This window comes from Brenneria roseae subsp. roseae, assembly GCF_003115845.1.
Taxonomy (GTDB): Bacteria; Pseudomonadota; Gammaproteobacteria; order Enterobacterales; family Enterobacteriaceae; genus Brenneria; species Brenneria roseae.
Genome location: NZ_KZ819031.1, coordinates 107,207 through 132,212, shown reverse-complemented (window position 1 = coordinate 132,212; position 25,006 = coordinate 107,207). Strand labels below are relative to the sequence as shown.

Below are 25,006 nucleotides of genomic sequence, written 5' to 3'. Positions count from 1 at the left end.
TGCAGTTAAAAATCATGGATGAGTAAGGGGTCAGCGATAATGATCCCCATGGACAGGCGACAGTCCGTTGCTGACCTGTCGCGCTTCCATTTGTTTCGGTTCCTGGTTGACTGATAGCCGGCGTCTTAAACGATCGGCTCCGCGTTATTGACCCATTTTTACTTCGTTAACCCATTTAGATATCAACTCCTTACGCACGTCGGCCGCACCGTACTTGTCCATGTCGTAGTTGATCAGTTTCAGATCTTGCAGTTTCAGTGAAAGCGGGGAGGCTTCGGCAGTGATATTGGTCAGAATCTGGTAAGACTGGCCTTTCTTCCAGGAGAGTTCCTGCGCCTCTTTTGACAATGCCCAGTCAACGAACAGCTTGGCGTTATCCATGTTACGCGCCCCTTTCAGTATGCTGATGCCACCGATTTCATAACCGGTGCCTTCACAGGGGGAGACCAGCTCCAGCGGCGCGCCTTTCTCTTTTTCCAGGGAATAGTCGTGCAGGAAACCGACGCCGATGGCGGTTTCGCCACGGGCCGCGTTACGCGCCGGCGCAATACCGGATTTAGTGTACTGGGAAACGTTGGTGTTCAGCTTTTTCAGGTAATCAAAGGCCTGGTCCTGTCCCCAGAGCTGAGAGAAGGTGGCCAGCGCGGTGTAGGCCGTACCGGAGCTCTGGGGATCGGCAATCTGGATTTCACCTTTATAGATGGGATCGGTCAGATCTTTCCAGCACTGTGGAACCGGCAGGTTTTTCTCTTTCAGACGGTTGGTGTTAACGCCAAAACCGAGGATGCCGACGTACACGGCGGAGGAATAGTTGCCTTTGCGTTTTGCCGGATCGCGAAACTGCGGCATGATCTGCTCAAGGTTGGCCGACTGGTATGGTTCCAGCAGGTCCATTTCGCCTGCCTGAGACTGTGGATCCAACGTGCCGCCGTACCAGACATCAGCCTGTGGGTTTTTCTTCTCGGCTTCGACTTTTGCCAGCGTACTGCCGGAACCATTACGAATGAAGGAGGTTCTTACATTGTATTTTTCACCGAAGGCTTTGGCTTCTTCCTCACAGAAGGCGTTGGTGGCGCTACAGTAAATGACGAGACGTCCGGCGGCCTGGGTGGTGGTGGAAACGGCAGCCAGGGTCAGCCCGGCGGCAATCAGTGTGGTTAATGTAGTCAGTTTCATTTTACGTTTTCCTGTTGGTATAGAGAACTACTGCATGCGTTACAGCGATTTCAATGTCGATAGTCGTTCCTGTCGGCTGACGCCCGCCATTAATAGCGGCATCAGTAACAGTCCGATGCAGGCTGACGCCAGAGCCAGCAGCGTAAAAAATCCAGACCATCCATAGTGTTGCAGTATCTGCGCCAGAGGCCATCCCGCCAGCGCAGCGCCCAGATAGGCAAACAGAGCCAGAAAACCGGTCACGGTGCCTGCCGCATCTTTGTGGCTGTATTCCGTCGCCGCCAGTCCAATCAGCATTTGCGGTCCGAAAACGAAAAAACCGATGCTGAAGAAACACGCGGCCAACAGCGAATAGTGATGCACCGGAGCCAGCCACAGCGCCGTCATCGTCACGAACAACCCCAGCGCGAAAAGCAGGATCATGGGCGCGCGCTGGCCCCGAAATAACAAATCTGACCCCCAACCGGCGAACAACGCACCGATCAAACCACCCAGTTCAAACAGCGACAGCGTGGCATTGGCGCTGAGCAGGTTGAAACCGTGACTTTCTGCCAGCCAGATGTTTCCCCAGTCATTCAGTGCGATACGAATCAGGTACACCAGAATGTAGGAAACGCCCAATAACCAGATGGTCCGATTGCGCAGGATGGCATCCCGCAAAATCCGCCGCATCGGCATCGGGGGACTCTGCTGCTCCTGACGGATTTCCAGCGCGTCACGCCGCCACTGTCCGACGCTGGGTAGCCCTTGCTGTTGCGGCTTGTCGCACAGCTGCCAGCACAGCCACAGCCCGATCAAAATGCCGATAATGCCGGGCACCAGCAGCGCGGCCTGCCAGCCCCATTCGGAAGCCAGATAGCCCGCTAACAAAGGGACGGCGGCGCCGCCGATATTGATCGAGGTATTCCAGCATCCCCACCAGAAGCCGCGTTCATTACGCGAATACCAACTGGTCAGAAGCCTGGCGCAAGGGGGCCATCCCCATCCCTGAAAAAAACCGTTCAGTGCCCACACAATCAACAGTCCGGTGAGTGACTGACAGAACATGAACAAAATGTTCAATACGCCGGTAATCAACAGACCGACGCCCATAAACCAGCGCACCTGACTGCGATCGCACACGATGCCCGAAATAAATTTGGACGCGCCGTAGCACAGGTAGAACAGCGTGCCTAACAGGCCGATATCACCTTTGCTCAGCCCCAGTTCCAATTGCATCACCGGCATAACAAAGTTGATGCTTTTACGCGTCAGATAAAACGCGGCGTACCCGATAACCATCGAAATCAGCAGTCGCGGCCGCCAGTAACGATAACGCTGGCTGATTTGTGTCGGTGTAAGCTCGGTCGTGTGCATGGATACCTCAATCAGCGATGACGCAAGAGTAGGGAGATGTATCTGAAAAAGGATGAGATAAGGTTTTAGGACACTAGGAATAATTCCTAGTAATCAGTCCTTTTGTTTAAATTTTGTGGGTAAGTTAACAATTATGTGCGTGCCTTTTTGCTGCGGGGAACTGGCCTTTGATTTTGCCAGCCAGTTTCCGCCTAAAGCACATACGCGCTCTTCAATCCCACGCAGACCAAAGCCTCCGCTATTATTACCGGGGCGAAGACCGATACCATCGTCAATGACTTCCAGCGTGAGCAAATCGCCTTGCTGATACAGCAGTACCTCGATGTTATTGGCGCAGGCATGCTTGTTAATGTTGTTAAGCAACTCCTGCACCATCCGGTAAAGCGTGTAGATAACCACATCGTCATCCGGCTGTTGAGGCAATCGATAGTCGAGATGAAAATTGATGCCGCGGGCACTGAAGGCGAAATCGTCTGCCAGATGGTGCAGCGCCTTATCCAGTACCATTTCATTCAGAACGGGAGGGCGCAGCTGGCGTAAAAGCTGGCGGGTGGTGTGATGAATACGCTGCGAGAGATCGCTGATCTGTCCGGCCGCATTCCGGGCGGCCCCTTCAGGGGCGCTGTGTTTAACCAGCATGGCCTGAATCTGAATTGCCGTAATATTCTGTCCGATATCATCATGCAGCTCGCGGGCAATGTCTTTTCTGACTTCTTCTTCGGTATGAATGATGCGTTCCATCAGTCGGCGGCGGGTCTTCAATTCCTGCTCCAGTTGCTGACGGTAGCGTTGCAATCGTTGCGCCAGCTGTTGCTGACGGCTGATGGCAATCCCCAACCCGATGCCAAGCAGCGCCTGCGTGGACAAAAATAGCTCCAGCTCCCGCAGGTCGTTAAAGGCGCCGCTAACCTGACGCGTGACGGTAATCATCAGGCTACCCAGCACGGCGGATAATACCCCGCCTTGCCAGCCAAACTTGTAGGCCATGACCACATTAGGCAGGAACACGAAAATAAGCAGCAGACGCTCCATGTCAGGCGTAAACGTCATTTGCAGACAGACGCCGATCGAGAAGAACAGTGAGCACCAAATCAGCAATGAGGTGCGCAGCGGCGGATCGGGGATCTCCTGGGCCAGTAGCGTTTGCAGATGCTGTTGCTTGATATATTCATGGATCAAATAGATAAACGGAATTAACAACACGCCGCCGGTAAAGGTTGCCAGTAACGTTTGGGTTAATTGCGATTGCAGCCAGGGGCCGATAAAGAGGCCGTGCAGCAGGGTATTTAGCGTCAGGGCGCTCAATAACAACAGCAATCGCTGCCAGTAAAGCGTATAACGGTGCCAGATTTTCTGCGTCATAGCGGCGGGAAGTAAACTCAGCCACGGCGATAGCAACAATAATGCACGCGTTTGAAGCTGCTCGTTCATTAACCAGCTTTGTATCGCGATTTCCGACAGTAGCAGCACCGGCCAGTATTTTCGCGGTAGCAGGATCATCAGCGCCAGCCGTAATCCTTGCGGTAATAGCAGCGTTGCCTGCTGGCCGTTATTGCTCAGATAGAAGCTGATTGTCCACAGCGCCAGCCAGCTTAGGCCATAGAAAAAAAGCAGAAACAGCATCATGCCTGTGGTACGCAGCCGGCGCATGGATCAGTTTCCTGCCAATAGCTGATGCTGCAAAGCGAAATGCACCAGTTCCACCGTCGTATCACATTGTAATTTGCTGAGAATATTCGCGCGGTGCACGTGCACGGTTTTGTGACTCAGGGTAAGCTGCTCGGCAATACTTTTTACGCTGAGGCCGTTGATTAACATCGTGAAAATCTCTCGTTCGCGCGGCGTTAACGAGAGTAATTCTTTGGGGGGCTGTTGCTGGTGGCGAATAGCATGCAGGGCGTCCGCACAAAGATATAAGCCGCCACGACTGACTACGCGTACCGCCTGAACCAGCTCTTCCGGACCGCAGCGTTTAGTGAGGTAGCCGCCTGCGCCGGCATCCAGCGCGCTCTGCACAAACGCACTGGTATCATAAATGCTCAGAATAATGGCGCGGAAGCCGGGGCGCTGCTGACGCAGACGGCTCAATAAACTCAAACCGCTTTCATCCGGCATCGCAATATCAATCACCGCCACATCGACAGGCTGTTTGAGCAGATGCGGCCATGCCTGTGCCGCGGATGAGTATTGCCCGATGATCTGAATGTCATTTTCTAATGTCAAAAGCTGTGCAAAGCCAGACCGAACAACGATGTGATCGTCTACCAGAGCCACATTAATCATGGTTTCGCCATGTAAGATCAAGATTACTGAGAATAATAATGCTCAGTAACAGAGATACTCGCAATTGCAGAACATAAAAGTGGAACCGGGTTAACAAATATATACTCGTCATACTTCAAGTTGCATGTGCGTTGGCTGCGTTCAGGCTGCAATCTCGCTTCTGTGGGCATGAGAAAAATACCATGCAACGGTTTTCTTGATCAGTTCTTCCGTGGCGTCAATATAGTTCTCTGGCGCTGTCTGGATCTCGTTTTCCAGAATAAGCGGCAATTCAGTACAGCCGAGGATAATTTTTTCCACCCCGCTTTGCAGCAGCCGATCTTTTATTGGTGAAAGCATGTCATGTGCCGCGGCCAAATCGCCGGCTTTATAAGCATAAATGCTTTCCATCACCCGGGTTTGTTCCTCTTCCGTTGGGATATGGCAGTCGATTCCTTTTTCTGCGAGATTGTTTTGATAAATACGCGCCGTGATGGTGGCGGTTGTTGCCAGTAATCCGACCTGAGATATTTTTCTATCCTGAATAACCTGACAGGCGGTATCAATAATACTGATCATCTCCACCTGCGTGTGTTGCTTTAATTCATTGAACCAATAATGTGCGGTATTACACGGAATAATAATGCATTCGGCGCCTGCGTTTTCCAATATTTTCATATATTGAATCATTTTTCCCAGCGGCGATGGGCTATGGTCAAGAATGCATTTTGTCCTGTCAGGAATATCCGGAATGGAAACGGCAATCGTCGGAATATGATCCTGATCCCGGTAGGCAGGGGTGTTTTTAATCAGTTTTTGCAGCGCATCAACGGTTGCACCCGGTCCCATACCACCCAGAATTCCTACCAGACTGTTCATGCTGTTTTGCTCCATAACGGTTTGAAACTGAAAGAATGGTCGCATATTGCCGGTATCTGTGAATTGCTAAATTCCCATCCCCTATGTATGTTTTGCATAGTGAGTGGTATCTTTATGCTTTTCTTGGGTTGGAGCGATCGGTAGAATAAAATGGTGAGATATTATGCTTAATAATATTGAGACAAAGTGGCTTTATGATTTTATCGCGCTGGAGGAGTTCCGTAGTTTTACGACCGCCGCCGAGAAAAGAAATATTTCACAGTCTTCATTCAGCCGGCGTATCCGTGCGTTGGAAACCGCCATCGGGTTCGATATTTTTGATCGCAGTTCTTCCCCGTTGCAATTAACCGAACAGGGGCGTGTTTTTCACGCACATATTCGCAATACACTGGACGATCTGGAATATCAGTTAAACAAGCTACATGGTGGCAGCCACTATAAAAATAAAATCATGATTGCCGCCGCGCATTCGCTATCCGTCTTTCTTATGCCTGAGTTATTGAAAACCGTACCGGAGCAACAGGAAAAGATATTTTATGTTGAATCGATTGATGTCGATGAAGCGGTATTAAACCTCAAAGAGGGGCGGAGCGACTTCATTTTCTCGTTCTATAACGAAGAGCTGATGTCTGAACCGTTTATGCATGAAAAAATACTGGAATCCCGGCTTTATCCGGTCTGCGCCCGTGGCAGCAACGGTAAACCGTTATTTGATATGCATGCGCCCTCTGTTCCCCTGCTGAATTACACCGATACCAGCTATATGGGGCGTCAGGTCAGCCGGTATTTATCCTCCGTGGACAGCGACCGGTTTACGGTGCATTTCGTCTCTTCAATGAGTGACTTGTTGAAGCGGATGACCAAAAGCGGTTATGGCATTGCATGGCTGCCGGACTATTCCATCAAAGAAGAACTGGAAAGTCAGGAACTGGTGATTCTTGATAAGGGAGATGCCGTGATGAACATGGGCGTATACCTTTACCGTCTTGATGCCAGGCTGAATATGGCGTCGGAAAAGTTCTGGCGATATATAAAAGCGTTGCCGCGTTAACCATGGAGTGACGACCGTGCTGGAACAGTATTGCAGGAACGTCGTGGTGCTGACAGCACTGGCGGCCATATGGCCGCCAGATAGCCGTTCGACGCATCAGGTATTTTGAGTGGCCTGAACGTGTTCGTAGGCGATGTCGGGTTCTTCGCTTTCCTCTTCATCGTCGTGAACGTCTTTTTCCAGACTTGCCACAACGGCGGTAGAGATACTGTTACCAATCACGTTGGTGGCAGTACGGCCCATATCGAGGAACTGGTCGATACCGATAATCAGCAGAATACCGGCTTCCGGCAGGCTGAACATCGGTAATGTGGCCGCAACCACCACCACCGAAGCACGCGCCACGCCGGCCATACCTTTACTGGTGATCATCAGGGTCAACAGAATCAGAATCTGCTGGGTCAGGCTCAGGTCGATGTTGTAAGCCTGGGCGATAAACAGAATCGCAAAGGACTGATACATCATTGAACCGTCAAGGTTGAAAGAGTAGCCCAGCGGCAGCACGAAACTGGTGATTTTCTTCGGTACGCCGAATTTGGTCAGTGCCTCCATGGTTTTCGGGTAGGCGGATTCACTGCTCGCGGTTGCGAATGCCAGCATGGTAGGTTCGCGGATCAGTTTTGCCAGTTTAACGATTGCCTTGCCCAGAAACGCATAGCCGACTGCGAACAGAGCCGTCCACAGCAGCGCCAGACCGAGGTAGAACTCGCCGATCAGTTTGCCGAAGTCGTAGATCAAACCCAGGCCCTGAGTGGTGATGGCGGACGCGATGGCAGCGAACACGGCGATAGGGGCCAGAGCCATAACGTAGTCGGTCACGCGGAACATCACTTTGGCCAGCTCTTCAATCATCGTAATGATGGTGGTCGCGTGCTTGTTTTGGTGTTTAACGTAGGCAAGGGCAGAGCCGAAGAACAGTGAGAAGACCAGAATTTGCAGAATTTCGTTGTTGGCCATCGCTTCCACGATACTTCTCGGGAAAATGTGGCTGATGAAATTCTTAAGCGTGAAACCATCGGTGTTCAGGCCGGTGGTAACATGCGCCGCGGCGGCAGGAACTTCCAGATTCATGCCTGCGCCCGGCTGGAAGAAATTCGCCAGTACCATCCCGATGAGCAGCGAGAGGAAAGACGCGGTAACGAACCAGATCATCGCTTTCATACCGATACGGCCAACCGCGGAGGATTTCCCCATGCTTGCCAGGCCGGAAACCAGCGTTGCAAACACCAGCGGCGCAATGATCATCTTGATAAGACGAAGGAATATGTCCGTGACCATATTGAAGTAAGACGCGATTTCTTTTGCGCGTCCAGCGTCCAGATATTGGTGGCATGCCCATCCAATGAATATACCTAATATGATAGCGACAGCTATCTGTATAACTAACTTCTGCCTTTGCATATAAACCTCATGTTGATGAATTCATTCAGACAACACAATATTATTGCAGCGCGACGAGCGGGTGGTTATAAATTGAACACACCTAACCCATCACCCTGACCTGTTATTGAGGTGTTGTGTCTGCACGCTGATATTACAACGATTCTGACTTTTTACATTTTTTTTCTGTTGGTTGAAATGTAATTGTGAACTTCGTCATGCAAAAAATGAATGTTAAGGCGTAATGCAATATGAAGAGGAACCGGGTGATTAGCATTAATACTAATTTAAACAGGCAGTTAAACAGTAGGTCCGATTGGCCGTCGGTACGGATATTCTGAAAATAATAATGTGCTGAATCTGTTTAACCGTACATAGCGTAAACCGGCTTTTATTCATCTCGCTATGTTGAATACAACTGATTACTTTAATTTAATAACTGATTTTCATTTGAAATGCTGGTGTTTTTGTGAGCGTTTGTTGGCGTAATTTTATTCGATTAATATATTTCCTGTTTTTACTAATGCATTTAATTTATCTGTGATCGCGTTCAGAGAAATATTTCATTAAATGAGTTTTTGATTAAGATTTATACCGGATTTGTAATTGGTTTGTTTCTGGTTTGTGAGCGTTTTTTAAGAGTGGAGATCGAAAGCAGATGTTTACCCTATATGGCCGTCGGGGTATTTCCCGTTTTTGACAACGGGCTATCACGCTATAAAATGATTGTTATTGGATAATAATATTTATCTTTTTTTTACTAATTCTGCTGGTTAATGGCGATTCAGATCAAGCTATCGGCATGATGACATAGGATTTCAGTGCGTTAATCCTTACACTGTTATCCCCAGTAATTATGTTGATTTTAATTGCGGTGGTTATGGCGATACGACTGACAGATTCCCCATCACGGTTGTCGATTCTGTGGCAGGACGCCCTACTGAAGGTGTCACAAACCTTGCTGCTGCAACGCAGTATCGAAGCATTGCTGCAAGTGTTGGATAGTTTGTCTTTTTCAGTCGTGCGATTCGGGCGCGTCAATCTGCTTCTGATCGATCCGCTTCATAACCAAACCCTGCTTTATCGCTACGACCGTAGCGGGAACAAAACAATCTGTAGTGAAGAAACCATCCTGTTATTGGACGGGCCGGGCGGTGTCGTGTGGAACACCCATACGCCGTTGCATTGCAGCCGGGCGCATTTCCAGCGCGAATTCTCCCATCTGATGGGGCAACCGGCTTATGCCGGGCTCAGCGACTATTGCCAGTTTCCCCTGCTGGCGTCCCCCCAGCGTTCATTGGGCGGCGTCGAATTCATTAAAACAGACGGCAGCCTGTTTGATGACAGCGAAATAACTTTTTTTCAATCCCTGGCCGACGTGATTACGCTGGCGCTGGAGCATATTGGCGAGCGGGCGCAGGCACAGCGCGAGGAAGAGCGGCTGCGCCACGAACGCGATCACTTCCGTATTCTGGTTGACGTGACGAATACCGTTATTTCCAAACTGGAGCTGAAGGCGCTGGCGCAGGAAGTTTCCAAAGAGATTCACCGCTTTTTCGGGATTGATTTTGTGGCGCTGACATTACGCGACAGCGATGACGACGATAAGACGCTTAACTATTACGCCACGCATTACCTTTCGGGACGCTCGCCGCAGTCGGGCGAAGGTACGCTCAGACTGTCGGAAACGCGGGCGGAAGAGGTCATGAAGAACAATGATGTTCTGTTGATCGATCGCGACAATGATCTGCATTCGCCGGAACATGCGCGCTATCTGGCGCAGTGGTTTGACAGCGGACTGAAGCATGCCTGCCTGCTGCCGTTGACGTTTGGCAATCGCGTGCTGGGCGTTTTGGAACTGGCGCACGGCAGTGATTTATCGGTCAGCAGTGCGGACATAAAATTGCTGCGGCAGATTGCGGCGCGTATTGCTATCGCTCTGGATAATGCGCTGGCCTATGAGCAGATCACCCGTTTGAAGGACAGCCTGATCCACGAGAATTTCTATCTGACGGAACAGCTCACTGAACGTACCCAAAGCGTGGGCGGTGAGGCATTCGGCGAAATTATTGGTCGTAGCGCAGCGATTCGTCAGGTGCTGGAACAGGTGGAAATGGTGGCCGTGAGCGATAGCACCGTGCTGATTCTCGGGGAGACGGGAACAGGAAAAGAGCTGATCGCCCGCGCGATCCACAACCTGAGCTCGCGCAATGCCCATCGCATGGTGAAGATGAATTGTGCGGCGATCCCGTCCGGTTTACTGGAGAGCGATCTGTTCGGCCATGAGAAAGGCGCTTTTACCGGGGCAACAAGCCAGCGTCAGGGGCGCTTCGAACTGGCGGATAAAAGTACGCTGTTTCTGGATGAAGTAGGGGATATTCCGCTGGAATTACAGCCTAAACTGCTGCGTGTTTTGCAGGAACGGGAGATTGAACGTTTAGGCGGAAGCAAGGTGATTCCGGTGGATGTTCGCCTGATTGCGGCCACTAACCGTGACCTGAAACAGATGGTGGCCGATCGGGAATACCGCAGCGATCTGTATTATCGTCTGAATGTCTTTCCGATTGTGATCCCGCCGCTGCGTGAGCGGCCAGAGGATATTCCGCTGCTGGTGAAGTTTTTTACCCGCAAGATTGCGCGCCGTATGAACCGCACCATTGACAGTATTCCATCTGAAATGCTGCGTCAGTTGAGCAGACTCCCCTGGCCGGGCAATGTGCGCGAGCTGGAGAATGTGATTGAAAGGGCGGTGATCCTCACAAAAGGCACGACGCTGAATTTGCAGTTGGCTGAACTACAGCATCACCTTGCGCCATTGGAAATGCCGAAGCCTGCTCCTGCTGTTGCACAAGACGCGCCGATGGCGCCACCGGTCGTGGAAGATGACGAAGAAGAGTCAGAACGTCAGCGCATTATCCGGGTGTTAAGAGAAACGAACGGCATCGTCGCCGGGCCGAAAGGTGCCGCCGCTAAACTGGGGTTGAAGCGCACAACCCTGTTATCGCGTATGCAGCGGATGGGCATTTCGGTTAAGGCGATTGAAGATATGGAGTGAGCGATGGCGGCCAGAAGTCTGACCGCCGGGCAAGGTGGGTCTAGTTTACTTCTTCCGCTGTTCTGCGCAGGCGCGCTTTCAATTCACTGTATTCCTGTTGCACATAATTTTCTGCCGCCTGCTGATCCTCGATGGCTTCCAGTTTGACGGCGCAATACTTGTATTCCGGCGTTTTGGAAATCGGATCGAGGTGATCCAGCGTCAGCTCGTTACAGGCGCCAATCCACCACTGGTAGGTCATGTAAACTGCGCCCTTATTGACCCGCTCACTGACGGAAACACGCGTAATGACTTTACCGCGCCGTGAGGAAACCCAGGTCAGTTGCTGATCGCGCAGGCCTATCCTCTCGGCATCTTCCGGGTTGACCTGTACATAGCCGGGTTCATCAGCCAGCGTCTGCAAGGCGGTGCAGTTACCGGTCATCGACCGGCAGGAATAGTGACCCACTTCACGCACGGTACACAGCACCAGCGGATAGTTCTCATCCACCAGCTCCATCGGCGGCCGCCATTCGGTCGCGAACAGCAGACCTTTGCCGCCAGGGCGGTCAAACTTGTTCCCTTCGTACAGCCACGGTGTCCCCGGGCTGTCTTCCGTGGTGCACGGCCAGGGCACATAGCCCAATCCGGCCATTTTTTCGTAGGTTGCGCCGTAATACAGCGGGCAGAGATGGCGAAGTTCGTCCCAGATTTCCTGCGTATTGTTGTAGTGCATCGGATAGCCGAGCGCGGTTGCCATCAGGCTGATGATTTCCCAGTCCGGTTTAACGTCGCCCTGTGGCTCAACCGCTTTGTAGAAACGCTGGAAGCCACGGTCGGCGGCGGAATAGACCCCTTCGTGTTCCCCCCAGGAGGTGGCAGGTAAGATTATGTCGGCGACTGACGCGGTTTTGGTCATAAAAATGTCTTGCACAATCAACAGTTCCAGCTCGTTGAAGGCTTGACGCATCATGGACAGATCCGGCTCGGTTTGCAGGGGATCTTCACCCATCACGTAGTTGGCTTTGATTTTGCCTTCTTTAATCTTGTGCGGCACATCGGTCAGGGAATAACCTATCTTGTCGGACAGGCTGGGTACGCCCCAGGCTTTGGCAAACTTGTCCAGGACCTCGTGGTCCGTCACTTTTTGATAACCGGGGTACACATTGGGCAGTGCGCCCATATCACAGGCCCCCTGCACGTTATTCTGACCGCGCACCGGGCCGACACCCACGTTCGGACGACCCAGATTTCCCGTCAGCAGCGCCAGACCGGACAGGCCTTTCACCACATCAACACCCTGACCCCATTGGGTCACGCCCATGCCCCACAAAATGGTGGCGGAAGGCGCCGCGGCGTACATCCGCATGGCATCACGAATCAGCTGTGGCGACAAGCCGGTGATTTCTGCGACATATTCCGGCGTATATTTGGCGACGATCTGGCTATATTCCTCGAACCCTTCGGTATGGCGTGCCACATACTCCCTGTTGTAAAGGCCTTCATTAATCAGCACGTTGGCAAACGCGTTGACCAGCGCCATGTTGGAGCCATTGTTCAGCGGTAGCCACAGGTCGGCGATGCGTGCGGTTTCAATGTGGCGAGGGTCGCACACAATGATTTTGGCGCCGCGCTCCTTGGCTTTCAGGATGCGGCGGGCCACGATGGGATGCGAATCGGCGGCGTTGTAGCCAAAGACCAGAATACATTCGGTATGCTCGATTTCGCAGATGGAATTACTCATGGCCCCGTTACCCAGCGTCACCTGCAAGCCGGCGACCGAAGGACCGTGGCAGACGCGGGCGCAGCAGTCGACATTGTTATTGCCGGTTACGGCGCGCGCGAACTTCTGCATCACATAGTTGGTTTCGTTACCCGGCCCGCGGGATGAGCCGGTATGCATGATAGCGTCGGCGCCGTATTTCTCTTTAATCGCTTTCAGGCGGGAACTGGCGAATTTGATGGCTTCATCCCAGGATACCGCCTCAAACGGCGCGCCTTTTTGGCGGCGAATCAGCGGTTGTTTCAGCCGCGGGGTCAGTAGCTTGGTGTCGTTCAGAAAATCCCAGCCGTAATAGCCTTTAAGGCACAGTTCACCTTCGTTGGTAACGCCGTTGGCCCCTTCTGCGCCAACCACTTTGCCATTTTCAACCAGCAGGTTGATTTTGCAGCCTGACCCGCAATAAGGACAGACGGTGATCACTTTCTGCATGATGATTCTTCTCCTTCAGCGTACCGTACGGCACCGTTCAGAACTGCATTCCTGCGGCTTCATCAAGCGCCGCACGCCGTTGTTTTCGTTGGATCATGGCCTGAATATCATCACGGCTGATCATGTATAGTGCTTTGGTTGGACAAACCTCAATGCAGGCCGGACCGGTGGCTCGTCCCGTGCAAAGGTCGCATTTCTGCGCCTCGGCTTTGATGCAGTTACCCAGTCCCTGATAATGGCTGATACGGGCGACGGGTTTACTGATCACGGTCATGGCGCCGTAAGGACAAGCGACGACGCAGGTTTTACAGCCGATGCATTTTTCCTGCTGTATCTGAATATAGTCATCGGCATGAATGATGGCGCCATTCGGGCAAACGTTGGCGCAAGGCGCGTCTTCACACTGACGGCATTGAATGGGGGTGCTGATGTTCAGCCCTTTAACGACGCTGAGGCGCGGCGAAAAGTGTTCCGGGGATAACGAGGCCGTCTTCCCGTCGCTGTGGGCCAGCACACAAGCAATTTCGCAAGTGCGACAGCCAATACATTTTCTGGGGTCTGCAATAACGAACCGATTCATGACATCGTCTCCGACCTGGCTCAGATGAAAAACAGGGGTGTCGAAATAATAGTGTAGTGACACATCGCCCTATATAAAGCAGGGTTTATGCCAGGAAAATAAAGTTTATTTTAACTTATTGAATATTAATAATATTTATGCAATATGATCAGGGGGTTGCGAAGGGGGTGTCAATGGTGACGATGGTAACAAGCAAAGGGTCGGCAGATTTGACGACGTTATCAGGTTCAACTTTTTTTGTAAGCACGCAATAAATTCATCATGAAACGGGGGGATATCTCTCACCTTCAGCCGTTAGTGTCTATACTTTATTTCAATAACTGGACTTATACCCGTCATCTTTCAAATTGCCGCGTTCCTGCATCTTGAAATCTATTGGGTATCGATAAAAACAGGGAAGGCTCTCACGCTGTGAGTATTAATTGAGCTATTGAAACCTCTCCAATTTTCTTTTTATCGGTATCTGAATCAGGGATTCCGGAACGTCTGGGTATTCACGTTTGCTCCACGAATGTGAAACGTTAGGGCGATACAGCAGCAATGATCAAAAAATAAATACTTTCCAGAGATCGGTCTGGTATGCAATGTATTTAATAAATTCATGGGGTGTATTATGAGTTTTCTAAAAGATATTAGCATAAGAATTATGGTGCTAATTATTATTGCTTTTCTGTTGATTATTTGGGGCGTGGCGGTAGGTTTTAATTTTTACTCGCTTAATCAGGTTACAAATTTACTTGATAAAAGTGAAATCCAAAAGAAAACTTATGCACAGTTGGTTTATGGGAATGAGCAATATTTTCAATCGATTAGTCGATTGGCGCGGGTGGAGGATTATTTCCAGAACGACGATCCGGAAAACGCCAGAAAAACACTGGAAACAGCGCAGGTCGCTATAAAAAACGTCCATGATGCGATGGAGAGTTTTAAATCGTCAGAACATATCGGCGTGGCGCGCTCGACGGTCGATTCCCTCAATAATACCTGGTCGTCGTTAGTGACGTCGGTGATTGAGCCAATGAATAACGCATTACAGCGTAATGATATTGCCGCATTTCGTCAGCTATTCCGTTCGGTTTATCCCCAAATCAATCAAACTTTTGGCGACGAGGTAAAGCGATACGCCGATGAAATGGCGGCATCATCGCTGATTCCGCTGGTGAATAATCACAACCGAAATAATCAAAATATGCTGATTGCCGTCATGATTACAGGCCTCTTGCTCCTGCTGTTTACCGAATTCTATCTGAAAAGCTATCTGGTTAGGCCGATTGGCGTACTGAAGTCGCATTTGGCGCAGTTGACCGCGGGTCGACTGGGCGTCGAATTAGTCGAATTTGGTCAGAACTGTGCCGGGAGGTTAATACCGGATATCAAGCGGTTGCAGAAAAGCCTGCGTGATACGGTAACGGTTATTCGTCAGGGAGCGACCGAAATCAGTTTGGGAACCTCGCATATCAAGGAGGGGAATGACAACCTCTCCAGCCGTACCGAACAGCAGGCCGCGGCTCTACAACAAACGGCTGCCAGCATGGAACAGATCAGTTCCACCGTGAAGCAAACCACGGATCATGTTCACCATGCCCGTAAGCTGGCGCAGGATGCTGCGGATATCGCGCAGAAGGGCGGCAGGATCAGCGGCAACGTTATGGAAACCATGGAAAATATCAGTGCCAGTTCGCACAAGATTTCAGACATCACGACCGTTATCAACGGTATTGCATTCCAGACCAATATTCTGGCGCTCAATGCGGCGGTCGAGGCTGCCCGTGCGGGTGAGCAGGGCCGGGGGTTTGCGGTGGTCGCGGGTGAAGTGCGCGTCCTGGCACAGCGTAGCGCGCAGGCGGCGAAAGAGATAGAGGATCTGATTGCGGAGTCGGTATCCCGGGTTGCCGCGGGGGCAGAGCAGGTGAAACAGTCTGGTGAGGCAACCACCTCGATTATTGATGCCATTTCCCATGTGAACGATCTGATTGCTGAAATTGCCGCTGCGACTGATGAGCAAAGCCGAGGGATTAGCCAGATTAGCCAGGCCGTTCACGAAATGGATAGCGTCACGCAGCAGAACGCGGCACTGGTGGTTGAAGCGGCAGAGGCGGCGGCGCAACTGGATGCCCAAACCGATGAACTTTCCGCCGCAGTGGATGTTTTCCACCTTGAGGGAGATAACGGAACCCCGCCATTACGTTCTTCGCTCGCCGCGCCGCTGACGCAGCCCGCGATAGTGAGTAACAATTCCGTGAATAACAATTCCGTGAATAACAATTCCGTGAATAACAATGCCGTGAGTAACAATGCCCCCTTGCTATCTGCCGGTGGCCGGCATCACGACAATTGGGAAAAGTTCTGACAGCGCAGCGGCCCCGATTGAGCACCGTCCGGGCCGCTACAACACCTGCAAGCCGCCGTTTCCCTGCCAGTCTTCCAAACGGTGATAAAGCCGGTCCACCGCCTGTTCGACTTCTGCGCTAAGCGGAAAATAGAACGCCACCAGCGCAGGTTGGATACCAATAAAAATCACCTCGGGAATGTCTTCCTTTAGCTGATCGATCAGGAAATTCAGCGGCAGATTGTGAGTGTTCATCAGCATATCTTCCGCGATACGTCCTGGATCGACGATACGGATTTCACCCGGGGCCAGCCCCATGTCGGTGGCATCGACGACCAATAGCCGTTTGGGGCATCGCGCGCGCAGCGTGTGTACTGCATTTTCGGGAATGGCGCCACCGTCAATGACCGACCATCCCGCCACCGGGTGTTGTGTCATTCGTTCGGCTAATAATGGCCCGGCACCGTCGTCGCCCATCATGCTGTTTCCGACGGTCAACACGATATTTTCACTACGGCATTCAATTTCAGTCATCAATACGTTTCACCATGATATAGAGCGCGGTTTCCCGCTCAATGGCGCTCAGATACTCCAGCAGCGTTTGCGTCCATGCCGCATAGCGATCCTGTTCAACGGAGAGGGCGCCGAACGCGTGGCCCAGCAGTTTGGTATGGCTGTTATCGATGGTGATTTCACCGAATTTCATCAGGCCCGCCATTTTTCGCTGCGCCTCTCCTTCAGGAAGCTGCGCTATCCAGCGCTGATAGTCGGCCTGCGGACAAATGAGTATCTTCTTCAGACAATCGATAACGCCAACGTGATGGCCGATGGCCAGTGAGTAATACATCACCTGCTGAGCCTGCTCCGGCATACTATCTTTGGCGCCAGGCGTATCTTTGGTGTCGAGAAACTTCTGGCTCAGAGCATAAAAAATAACCTGCGCGCTCATCGATACCGTTCTCCCCGCACTAACGATAGATAGATTTGCTGTAACTGCCCGACAATCTCGTTCAGACGTGGATCGTTATGCGCTTGCAGCCAACTGGCGATGCGCCGATCCAACCCGTCCAGCGGCTGATTTTCCAACCGGGCCAGAAACGCATCGCTGATTTCCCGCCCCTGACGATATCCCGCCATGCGCCGGGCCTCCCGCTCCAGCAGGATACGCAGATCCAACGGTACGTCAGGATGAATTAAAGCGGCTTGTTCGTTCTCGGTCTGCTGATGGTCGCTGCCGTGCAGTTTCTGTTCCAGCAACCCGAGTGCGACGGCAAAACCGTAAATGGTGGCGCCTGGCGTCGGCGGGCAGCCGGGAATGTAGACATCAATCGGCACGATGGTATCGCTGCCGCCCCAGACGCAATACAGGTCGTGAAAGATCCCGCCGCCGCAGCCACAGGCGCCGTAGGAGATACAAATTTTCGGATCGGGTGCTGATTCGTAGGCTCGCAGCGCGGGCGTACGCATCGCGCGGGTGACGGCGCCGGTAAACAGCAGAATATCGGCGTGACGTGGCGATGCGACGACTTTGATGCCAAAACGTTCTGCATCAAACAGCGGCGTAATGGCGGCGAAGATTTCGATTTCGCACCCGTTACAACCACCGCAGTCGACGCGGTAAACGTAAGCGGAACGCTGAATGTCCTTCAGCAGCGTTTTCTTGAGTTTTTGCGTCTGTTCATCCAGCGCAATAGGGGTGGTGCGGTAGTGATCGACGCCGGTAGGCAGGGTGCTCATGATTTGCTCCCTTTCAATGAGGTGGGGGATCGGCTGGCCGCCGAAGAAAGATGCTGGCTCAGCATGACATTGCCCCTGTGGTTCATATTCTGTTTACGTTTGCATTCCGGGCAGGTTTCAAAGTGGGAACGTTGTGATTCCATCTCCTCTGCGGACAGACCCGACTGCACCAGCAGCGCCATGGCGTATTCCACCTCTTTTTTCGGCGCGAAAGGTCGGTGGCAGACGTGGCAGTCCAGCAGGGTAAAGGTGGCTCGCTGGTAGAGATCGGCCTTGCTGCTGACGGCCATCTCGAACTCCGGCGACAGTACGATGGCACGCGTCGGGCAGACTTCCTCGCAGCGTCCGCAGAAAATGCAGCGCCCCAGAAACAGCTGCCAGGTTCGGGTGCCGCTGACGATGTCGGTTTCCATGGTCAACGCATTGGCCGGGCAGGCCATGGTGCAGGCGGCGCACGCGATACACTGTTTGGCGTCGTACTGTGGCTTGCCGCGAAACCCCGCTGAGACTTCCAGCGGTTTGAACGGGTATTTCACCGTACTGTTGCCCGCCTGGAGGATGGTTTTAAACAGTTTCAGCATGATTCATCCCTCTACTTGAGCGGCGAGTGGGTACGTTCCAGACCGTAACGTTCCATTTCTTTATAGGGCACCGTGGTGACTTTCTGTTTGCGTACGTCGATCAGCGTGACCCGATCGGTGCAGGAGTAACAGGGGTCAAGACTGCCGATGATCAGCGGCGCGTCGGAAACGGTGTTACCGCGCAGCATATAGCGCAGCACCGGCCAGTTGGCGTAGGTAGCGGCACGACAGCGCCAGCGGAACAGTTTTTGGTTATCGCCGGTCATGCTCCAGTGTACGTCTTCCCCACGCGGCGCTTCGCAAAAGCCCAGCGCGAACTTGTGTGGCTGATAGGTGAAATGTTCGTTAAGCAGCGGCCCTTCCGGCAGGTTGTCCAGACCGTATTCAATCATCGCCAGTGAGGTGAATACTTCCCGTACCCGCACCAGCACCCGCGAGTACACGTCGCCCGCATCCAGATGATGCAGTTCCATCGGCAGGTCCAGATAACCGGCATACGGATGATCGATGCGCATATCCCGTTTGAAGCCGCTGGCGCGGATCATCGGGCCGACCGGGCTGTAATCGCGGGCGACTTTCTTATCAAGAATGCCGATGCCCTGCGTGCGTTGCAGCATATTCGGGGTGCTGAGCAGCATGTCGGAAAGCTGGGTGATGTCGGCGCGCATCTCCTTAATCAGCTTGATGGTTTTCAACCGATCGTCTTTCAGGATATCGCGACGGATGCCGCCAATCAGGTTGAGTCCGTAGGTTTTACGCGCGCCGGTCAGCATCTCGGCGATGGTCATCGATTTCTCGCGAATGCGGAAGAATTGCATGAAGCCGGTATCGAAACCCACAAAGTGGCTGGAGAGCCCGATATTCAGCAGATGGCTGTGCAGGCGTTCCACTTCCAGCAACACGCTGCGGATACTGTGCGCCCGCGCAGGCACCACAATCCCCAGCGCATTTTCAATCGAAGAGGTGTAAGCCACGCTGTGGGTAAAACCGCAGATGCCGCACACCCGGTCTGACAGGAACGTGACTTCGTTGTAGCCCATGCGCGTTTCCGCCAGCTTTTCCATACCGCGATGGACGTAGAACAGCCGATAGTCCGCATCGATAATCTGTTCTCCATCGACAAACAGACGAAAATGGCCGGGTTCGTCAGACGTAATATGCAAAGGGCCGATTGGCACCACGCGGGCTTCACCGCTGCCTTCGTTAATGAACGAGTAGGACTCTTCTTCGCGGGTGGGGGCGGGGCGCTGGCGGTAGTCCATGGCGTCTTTACGCAGCGGATAGAGATCGTCCGGCCAGTCGTCCGGCAGCACCAGACGACGCTCGTCGGGCAGGCCAACCGGGATCAAACCATACATATCGCGGACTTCGCGCTCTCCCCAAACGGCGGCCGGTACGCGAGGCGTCACTGACGGGAATTCCGGGTTATCCGCATTAACCAACGCTTTGACGATGACCCAGCACTTTTCTCCCGCCTCCATCGACAGAACGTAATAGATGGCGAAACAGCCGTTCAGCGAGCGTTCATCGTTGCCAAACAGGACGGATAACCAGCCGCCTTGCTGGTAGTAAAGGAATTCGACGACTTCCGGCAGCGTATTCAGTTTCACCGTCAGAGTAAGCTGATTATGCGTTTGCCATGCTTCTTCCAGTATGGCCGCCGGAAATTTCTGCCTGACCTGCGCGACATAGCCTGCGCCAAGTCTGTCAGCAGGAGAAATCTGGCTGGAAACAGCGGGTTCATTAATCACGGTACATCTCCTGACGGGAAGGGGTTAACGACAAATGCTCTGCCAATGGCGTAAGGTGGTTATCCGGGGGGACGTTCTGTACCACGGTGGTGGCGTTTTCCAGCAGTTGAATCACCGGCTGCGGAATATGCGTTCCCATCACCAACATGAGCGCTAACAACACCACCATCGGCGCGGTGGTCAGTATGCCCAGCTCCCCCTTGCTGACCGCTTCCGGGCTGGTGCCCAGCACCGTACCGGCAACCATGCGCACCAATCCGGCCAGCACGATGGTCAGCAGGATCAGCAGTGTGATGACCAGCCAGACGTATCCGGCGCTAATGCCGGCGCTGACCGTCATAAACTCGCTGAGGAAAATGTTGAAAGGCGGCATCCCGCCAAGCGCCAACGCGCCGCCGGCCAGCAGAGCGCCGGTGAGCGGCGTAACGCGCATGATGCCCTTCACTGCGTCCATATCGCGCGTACCGTATTTCAGCAGCACGTTGCCGGAGCCGCAAAACAACAGCGTTTTTGCCAGACTGTGATTCAGGGTATGCAGCAGAGCGGCGAGGATCCCCAGTGGTCCTCCGATCCCCAGCGCGACGGCGATCAGGCCCATGTTTTCCACGCTTGAATAGGCCAGCAGGCGTTTCATATCGCGCTGTACCAGAATCAGGAACGCGGCGACCGCGACCGACAACATGCCGAATACCAGCAGCAGATGGCGCGGAAATTCAGAGCCGATGGCGGCGCTGACGATGATGTAGTACCGCACAATCACCAAGAGCGCGCAGTTGAGCAGTACGGCGGAGAGCAATGCGCTCGTCGGGCTGGGGGCTTCGCTGTGGGCATCCGGCAGCCAGGCGTGCATCGGGAATAATCCGGTTTTGGTGCCAAAGCCGATCAGGATGAAGATAAACGCCAGATGCATCAGGGTGCCATCCAGCTCACCCGCGTGTTTCAACACCTCCGTCCAGAAAATAGCGTTGCCCGGCTCCGCCATGACGCTGGCCGCATTGGCGTACACCAGCACCGTGCCGTATAGCCCGAAGGCCACGCCGACGGTACAGATAATGATGTATTTCCAGGCCGCTTCCAGTGAAGAACGCTGTCCATACAGCCCGACCAGAAAAGCGGAACTCAACGTGGTGGCTTCGATAGCGGCCCACATCAGAATCAGGTTATTGCTGGTAATCACCAACAGCATGGTGAAGAGAAAGAGATGGAAAAAACCGTAGTAATAACACAGCGTCGTGAGCGTGATTTCACCGCCGTTCACTTCGTGGCGCATATAACCGATTGAGTAAATACCGGTGATGAAGCCAATCACGCCAAGGATCGCCAGAAACAGGGCGCTCAGGCTGTCGAGATGCAGCCAGTTGTGCATCGCCAGGATTTCGCCATCCTGATACACCAGCCATACCAGCGACAGGGACACGACCAGCAGGGCGGTAATGCCGAGCAGGTGGATCGCGCTTACCAGTGTGTAGGCGCGGTCGCCCGCCAACCGGCAGAGAAAGGCCAGCAGCGAGGTAAGGAACGGCGTTGCAAGCAGGATGAGAAACAAATCGGTATTGGTCATGTCATTCACCCTTTCAGCGCCGTCAGTTGCCGTACATCCAGCGTGTGGAGCGTCCGGTAGATTTTACGGGCCATCAGCGCCATCACGATCACCGCGAAAATCGCATCGGTCGCAATGCCGATTTCCACCAGTTCCGGCGCGCGGTTCGCCAGCAGGGCCAGCGTCAGGTGCGCGCCGTTTTCCATCAGGCAATAGCCGAAAACCTGTTTGAGGATATTGCGTTGCGTCACGATGCACAGCAGGCCGATCATGAAGTGACCGAGCGATACGGCCAGCGCGGGTTTCAGCGTGCTGACCATCGGCAGGGTCACCGGTTCAACCACGAAGTAGCACAGCACCACAATCAGCGTCGCCAGTAGTAGGATGACCACCGGGCTGACCACGCCGCCATCTGCCAGCGGGTCATCCAGTTTGCGGAATGCCCGGTACATAATGACCGGGACCAGCACCACTTTGGTGATGAACGCACTCACCGACCACAGATACAGCTCATGTGCTTGTAACAGATCGGCCAGCGAGACGAAAATCAGCACCAGCACCAGCGACTGTACGGCGTATAGCCAGGCGGAGAGCGTGGGGCGGCGGGCGGCGATCACCAACAGAGAGGTAATGATCAGCAGCCCGGCCAGATTATTAACTACCAAAGATCCAGTCATCATTCATCCTTAGCTCAGCCAGACGGCGGCAATAACGCTTGAACAGACTGACATGACAATCAGCACGATGAGTACACTCTGCATAGCCCAGGGCACGGGCGTGGCGGCGGCGACTTCTTCGGACGGCTCTCCCGGTACGGTGCGACCGAACCAGTAGAGGAACCAGGCAAAACTGGCGACCGATTCAATCAGCGTGATAATGAGCAGGGGCAACAGCCAGACGTATTCCCGTGACAGCGAGAAACCGGCGGCGAACAGAGGGAACTTGCTGAAGAAACCGTTAAATGGCGGTACGCCGGTAATCGCCAGGGCGGCGACGCAAAAGCCGACACCCAGCAGCGGTAGTTTCCGTATCATGCCTTTCAGCTTCGGCAGCATACGGGTTCCGCAACTGTAGCTGAGTGCGCCCGCCACCAGGAAAAACAGGCTCTTGGCGAAAGCATGGTTGAAGATGTAAGCCACGCCGGCATCAAATGCCATACGCGAGCCGAATATCGCCAGCGACAGGGCAAAGAAAATGTAGGAAAGTTGGGTAATGGTGGAGTAGGCCAGCAACCGCTTCATGTCTTTCTGCGGCAGATACATGATAAAGCCATAAATCAGCGTGATGGTCGCCATCACGATGCCGACAAAACCAATGACGTGCGGCACCTGTTCTGCCGATAAAATCGCGCGGGCAAAAATATAGACCCCGACCTTCACCATCGACGCCGCGTGCAGATAGGCACTGACGGGGGTTGGCGCTTCCATCGCATCCGGCAACCACATGTGTAGTGGAAGCTGGGCGGATTTTCCCCATGCGGCGAACAGGATGCCGCCGAATACGACGATCTTGCCATCGGTATCCAGCTGCGACAGGGCGCTCAGCGCGAAAGTGCCGGTATTCACAAACAGCCAGGCTGCCGCCAGATACAGCCCAATGGAGGCAATGTGGGTGATCAGTAAGGCTTTCAGCGCCGAGCGCAGGGATTTCGGTGTCTGATAATAGCCGATTAACGCCCAGGAACAGCCGCCGGTAATTTCGAAGAACAGCAGTTGTCCGAGTAGGGTGGATGACAGCGTTAACCCGGCCATCGCGCCGATAAACACCAGCAGAAACGCGTAATAACGGTTAGTGCCTTCATGCGGATGTTCACGGTTACCCAACGTCAGATAGCCGGTTGAATAAATGCTGACCAACAAACCGAGAAAGACAACGGCAAAGCCAATCAGCAGGCTGAGTCTGTCGAACTGAAACCCGAACAGATCGGCCTGACCATAGCGGTACAAGGTGTAGACCACATCGATTTTGCCGCCGGCGAAGTAATCACCGGCCAGCCACCCCATGCCAAGCGTCGCCAGCAGGGAAAACAGGCAGCACAACCACTTGGCCTGCCGTTGCGGCAGGGCGGCGATCAGCAATGCGCCAATGAATGGCAGCAGGATGGTCGCAAGGGCAACATTCTTTATGATAAACGTCTCCATGATGAATGCTTACTCCTTATAGACCGGTGAGATAAAAAACGAACGCCAGCGCCGCCACGCCAAAGCCCAGCCATGTCACATGCCCGGTCAGCAGGAAACGCCCGCGCGCCAGACTGTTCTCGATTAAGGCCGCGACGAAAAACACGACGGTCAATTTGATGACGAACGCGATCGTTCCAACGATCAGTGCGGCCAGCGTAAAGGTTTCTGCCTTGCCGAAGGGAATGAAGATCGACAGAAACAACGCCGCCACCACGACCTGTTTCAGGCTGATGCCCCATTTCACCAGCGCCAGCCCGGCCCCGGAATATTCCGTTAACGGACCTTCCTGCAACTCCTGTTCGGCCTCCGCCACATCGAACGGAATTTTTCCCATTTCGATAAAGGTGGCGAACGCGCAGGCCAGTAAAGCCATCAGTGTGGCGGTAGGGGATAGCCAGGGGCGGCTTGCCAGCATGCTGCTGATGTTGCCGATGTTGGTGGAGCCCGCGATCAGCGCCACAACCAGCAGCGCCAGAATCAGGATGGGTTCAACCAGAATACCGAGCGTCAGTTCGCGGCTGGCGCCGATACCGGCAAAGGAACTGCCGGAGTCCAGTCCGGCCAGGGCGAAGAAGAAGCGGAACAGCGCGAACAGATAAAGCAGGGTAATGACATCGCCCCCTGCACCAAACGGGGAGATCCACGTCACGATGGGTAACGTCATGGCGACCAACAGCATCGTGCCGATCAGGATGTAGGGCATCAGCCGAAATACGCCGCCCGCATGCTGAGGGGACACATTCTGCCGCTTCAGTAATTTGAAAATGTCGCGGTAATCCTGCAACACGCCCGGACCCTGGCGTGAGTGCATTTTGGCGCGGATAACCCTTGCCATACCGGACATCAGCGGCGCGATAGCCAACAGGCATAACGCCTGAATAGCGGCGCAGAGTATCAGGGTGGAGAGCGGCGCCATCAGCACGGGAGCGCCTTCGGCGGCGAGCGTTCCGGTGAT

General features: G+C 53.4%; 20 protein-coding genes. 3 read left to right on the top strand and 17 right to left on the bottom strand.

The window, feature by feature from the left end; translation table 11 throughout:
* Nucleotides 1-144: 144 nt before the first annotated feature.
* The 5 genes from DDT52_RS14435 to cuyB all read right to left on the bottom strand — a co-directional run bounded on the left by DDT52_RS14435 (nucleotide 145) and on the right by cuyB (nucleotide 5,673).
* Nucleotides 145-1,176, bottom strand: coding sequence for an ABC transporter substrate-binding protein (locus DDT52_RS14435; protein WP_136156975.1), 1,032 nt, complete (start codon nucleotides 1,174-1,176; stop codon nucleotides 145-147).
* Between the two features lie 39 nt (nucleotides 1,177-1,215).
* Nucleotides 1,216-2,532, bottom strand: coding sequence for an MFS transporter family glucose-6-phosphate receptor UhpC (gene uhpC / locus DDT52_RS14430; protein WP_136156974.1), 1,317 nt, complete (start codon nucleotides 2,530-2,532; stop codon nucleotides 1,216-1,218).
* A 93-nt stretch (nucleotides 2,533-2,625) separates the two neighbouring features.
* A complete protein-coding gene (locus tag DDT52_RS14425; RefSeq protein ID WP_136156973.1) occupies nucleotides 2,626-4,182 on the bottom strand; it encodes an MASE1 domain-containing sensor histidine kinase in 1,557 nt (518 codons plus the stop codon).
* A 3-nt stretch (nucleotides 4,183-4,185) separates the two neighbouring features.
* Complete coding sequence (locus DDT52_RS14420) at nucleotides 4,186-4,815, bottom strand: response regulator transcription factor (RefSeq protein WP_136156972.1); 630 nt, start codon at nucleotides 4,813-4,815, stop codon at nucleotides 4,186-4,188.
* Between the two features lie 141 nt (nucleotides 4,816-4,956).
* Nucleotides 4,957-5,673, bottom strand: a complete 717-nt coding sequence (cuyB, locus tag DDT52_RS14415; protein WP_136156971.1) for a cysteate racemase — start codon at nucleotides 5,671-5,673, stop codon at nucleotides 4,957-4,959.
* A gap of 163 nt (nucleotides 5,674-5,836) precedes the next feature.
* Between cuyB and hypT the strand changes: the two genes are divergently transcribed.
* Nucleotides 5,837-6,724 carry a hypochlorite stress DNA-binding transcriptional regulator HypT gene (gene hypT / locus DDT52_RS14410; protein WP_136156970.1) on the top strand — a complete coding sequence of 296 codons (888 nt, stop codon included), beginning with the start codon at nucleotides 5,837-5,839 and terminating at the stop codon, nucleotides 6,722-6,724.
* Between the two features lie 96 nt (nucleotides 6,725-6,820).
* On the opposite strand, the gene DDT52_RS14405 is transcribed toward hypT, so the two are convergent.
* A complete protein-coding gene (locus DDT52_RS14405) occupies nucleotides 6,821-8,125 on the bottom strand; it encodes a dicarboxylate/amino acid:cation symporter (RefSeq protein ID WP_136156969.1) in 1,305 nt (434 codons plus the stop codon).
* Between the two features lie 859 nt (nucleotides 8,126-8,984).
* Here DDT52_RS14405 and flhA point away from each other — a divergent pair.
* Nucleotides 8,985-11,159 carry a formate hydrogenlyase transcriptional activator FlhA gene (gene flhA / locus DDT52_RS14400; protein WP_136156968.1) on the top strand — a complete coding sequence of 725 codons (2,175 nt, stop codon included), beginning with the start codon at nucleotides 8,985-8,987 and terminating at the stop codon, nucleotides 11,157-11,159.
* A gap of 40 nt (nucleotides 11,160-11,199) precedes the next feature.
* On the opposite strand, the gene fdhF is transcribed toward flhA, so the two are convergent.
* Both fdhF and DDT52_RS14390 read right to left on the bottom strand, forming a co-directional pair.
* Nucleotides 11,200-13,350 (bottom strand): formate dehydrogenase subunit alpha, encoded by a 2,151-nt coding sequence (gene fdhF, locus DDT52_RS14395; protein ID WP_136156967.1) that lies wholly within the window; start codon nucleotides 13,348-13,350, stop codon nucleotides 11,200-11,202.
* Nucleotides 13,351-13,387: 37 nt separating this feature from the next.
* Nucleotides 13,388-13,930, bottom strand: coding sequence for a 4Fe-4S binding protein (locus DDT52_RS14390; protein WP_136156966.1), 543 nt, complete (start codon nucleotides 13,928-13,930; stop codon nucleotides 13,388-13,390).
* Nucleotides 13,931-14,543: 613 nt separating this feature from the next.
* Between DDT52_RS14390 and DDT52_RS14385 the strand changes: the two genes are divergently transcribed.
* Complete coding sequence (locus tag DDT52_RS14385; protein WP_136156965.1) at nucleotides 14,544-16,280, top strand: methyl-accepting chemotaxis protein; 1,737 nt, start codon at nucleotides 14,544-14,546, stop codon at nucleotides 16,278-16,280.
* Nucleotides 16,281-16,316: 36 nt separating this feature from the next.
* Here DDT52_RS14385 and hycI read toward each other — a convergent pair whose 3' ends face one another.
* Genes hycI through DDT52_RS14340 form a run of 9 tightly spaced genes read right to left on the bottom strand, consistent with a single transcriptional unit; the run spans nucleotide 16,317 to nucleotide 24,967 of the window.
* A complete protein-coding gene (gene hycI / locus DDT52_RS14380; RefSeq protein WP_136156964.1) occupies nucleotides 16,317-16,793 on the bottom strand; it encodes a hydrogenase maturation peptidase HycI in 477 nt (158 codons plus the stop codon).
* A complete protein-coding gene (locus DDT52_RS14375; RefSeq protein ID WP_136156963.1) occupies nucleotides 16,786-17,208 on the bottom strand; it encodes a formate hydrogenlyase maturation HycH family protein in 423 nt (140 codons plus the stop codon). The genes hycI and DDT52_RS14375 overlap by 8 nt, the downstream gene beginning before the upstream one ends.
* Complete coding sequence (locus DDT52_RS14370; protein WP_136156962.1) at nucleotides 17,205-17,996, bottom strand: NADH-quinone oxidoreductase subunit B family protein; 792 nt, start codon at nucleotides 17,994-17,996, stop codon at nucleotides 17,205-17,207. Before DDT52_RS14370 ends, DDT52_RS14375 begins: the two co-directional genes overlap by 4 nt.
* The gene (gene hyfH, locus DDT52_RS14365; RefSeq protein ID WP_136156961.1) at nucleotides 17,993-18,577 is read right to left on the bottom strand and encodes a hydrogenase 4 subunit H; all 585 of its coding nucleotides are present in this window, start codon (nucleotides 18,575-18,577) and stop codon (nucleotides 17,993-17,995) included. Before hyfH ends, DDT52_RS14370 begins: the two co-directional genes overlap by 4 nt.
* A gap of 11 nt (nucleotides 18,578-18,588) precedes the next feature.
* On the bottom strand, nucleotides 18,589-20,328 hold the full coding sequence (locus DDT52_RS14360; protein WP_281728910.1) for a hydrogenase large subunit: 1,740 nt from the start codon (nucleotides 20,326-20,328) through the stop codon (nucleotides 18,589-18,591).
* Nucleotides 20,321-21,889 (bottom strand): hydrogenase 4 subunit F, encoded by a 1,569-nt coding sequence (locus DDT52_RS14355; protein WP_136156960.1) that lies wholly within the window; start codon nucleotides 21,887-21,889, stop codon nucleotides 20,321-20,323. Before DDT52_RS14355 ends, DDT52_RS14360 begins: the two co-directional genes overlap by 8 nt.
* A gap of 5 nt (nucleotides 21,890-21,894) precedes the next feature.
* A complete protein-coding gene (gene hyfE / locus DDT52_RS14350) occupies nucleotides 21,895-22,545 on the bottom strand; it encodes a hydrogenase 4 membrane subunit (protein ID WP_136157008.1) in 651 nt (216 codons plus the stop codon).
* Nucleotides 22,546-22,554: 9 nt separating this feature from the next.
* Nucleotides 22,555-24,009: a hydrogenase 4 subunit D gene (locus tag DDT52_RS14345; protein WP_136156959.1), complete on the bottom strand. Its 1,455-nt coding sequence runs from the start codon at nucleotides 24,007-24,009 to the stop codon at nucleotides 22,555-22,557.
* A gap of 16 nt (nucleotides 24,010-24,025) precedes the next feature.
* The gene (locus DDT52_RS14340; RefSeq protein ID WP_136157007.1) at nucleotides 24,026-24,967 is read right to left on the bottom strand and encodes a respiratory chain complex I subunit 1 family protein; all 942 of its coding nucleotides are present in this window, start codon (nucleotides 24,965-24,967) and stop codon (nucleotides 24,026-24,028) included.
* Nucleotides 24,968-25,006: the final 39 nt, after the last annotated feature.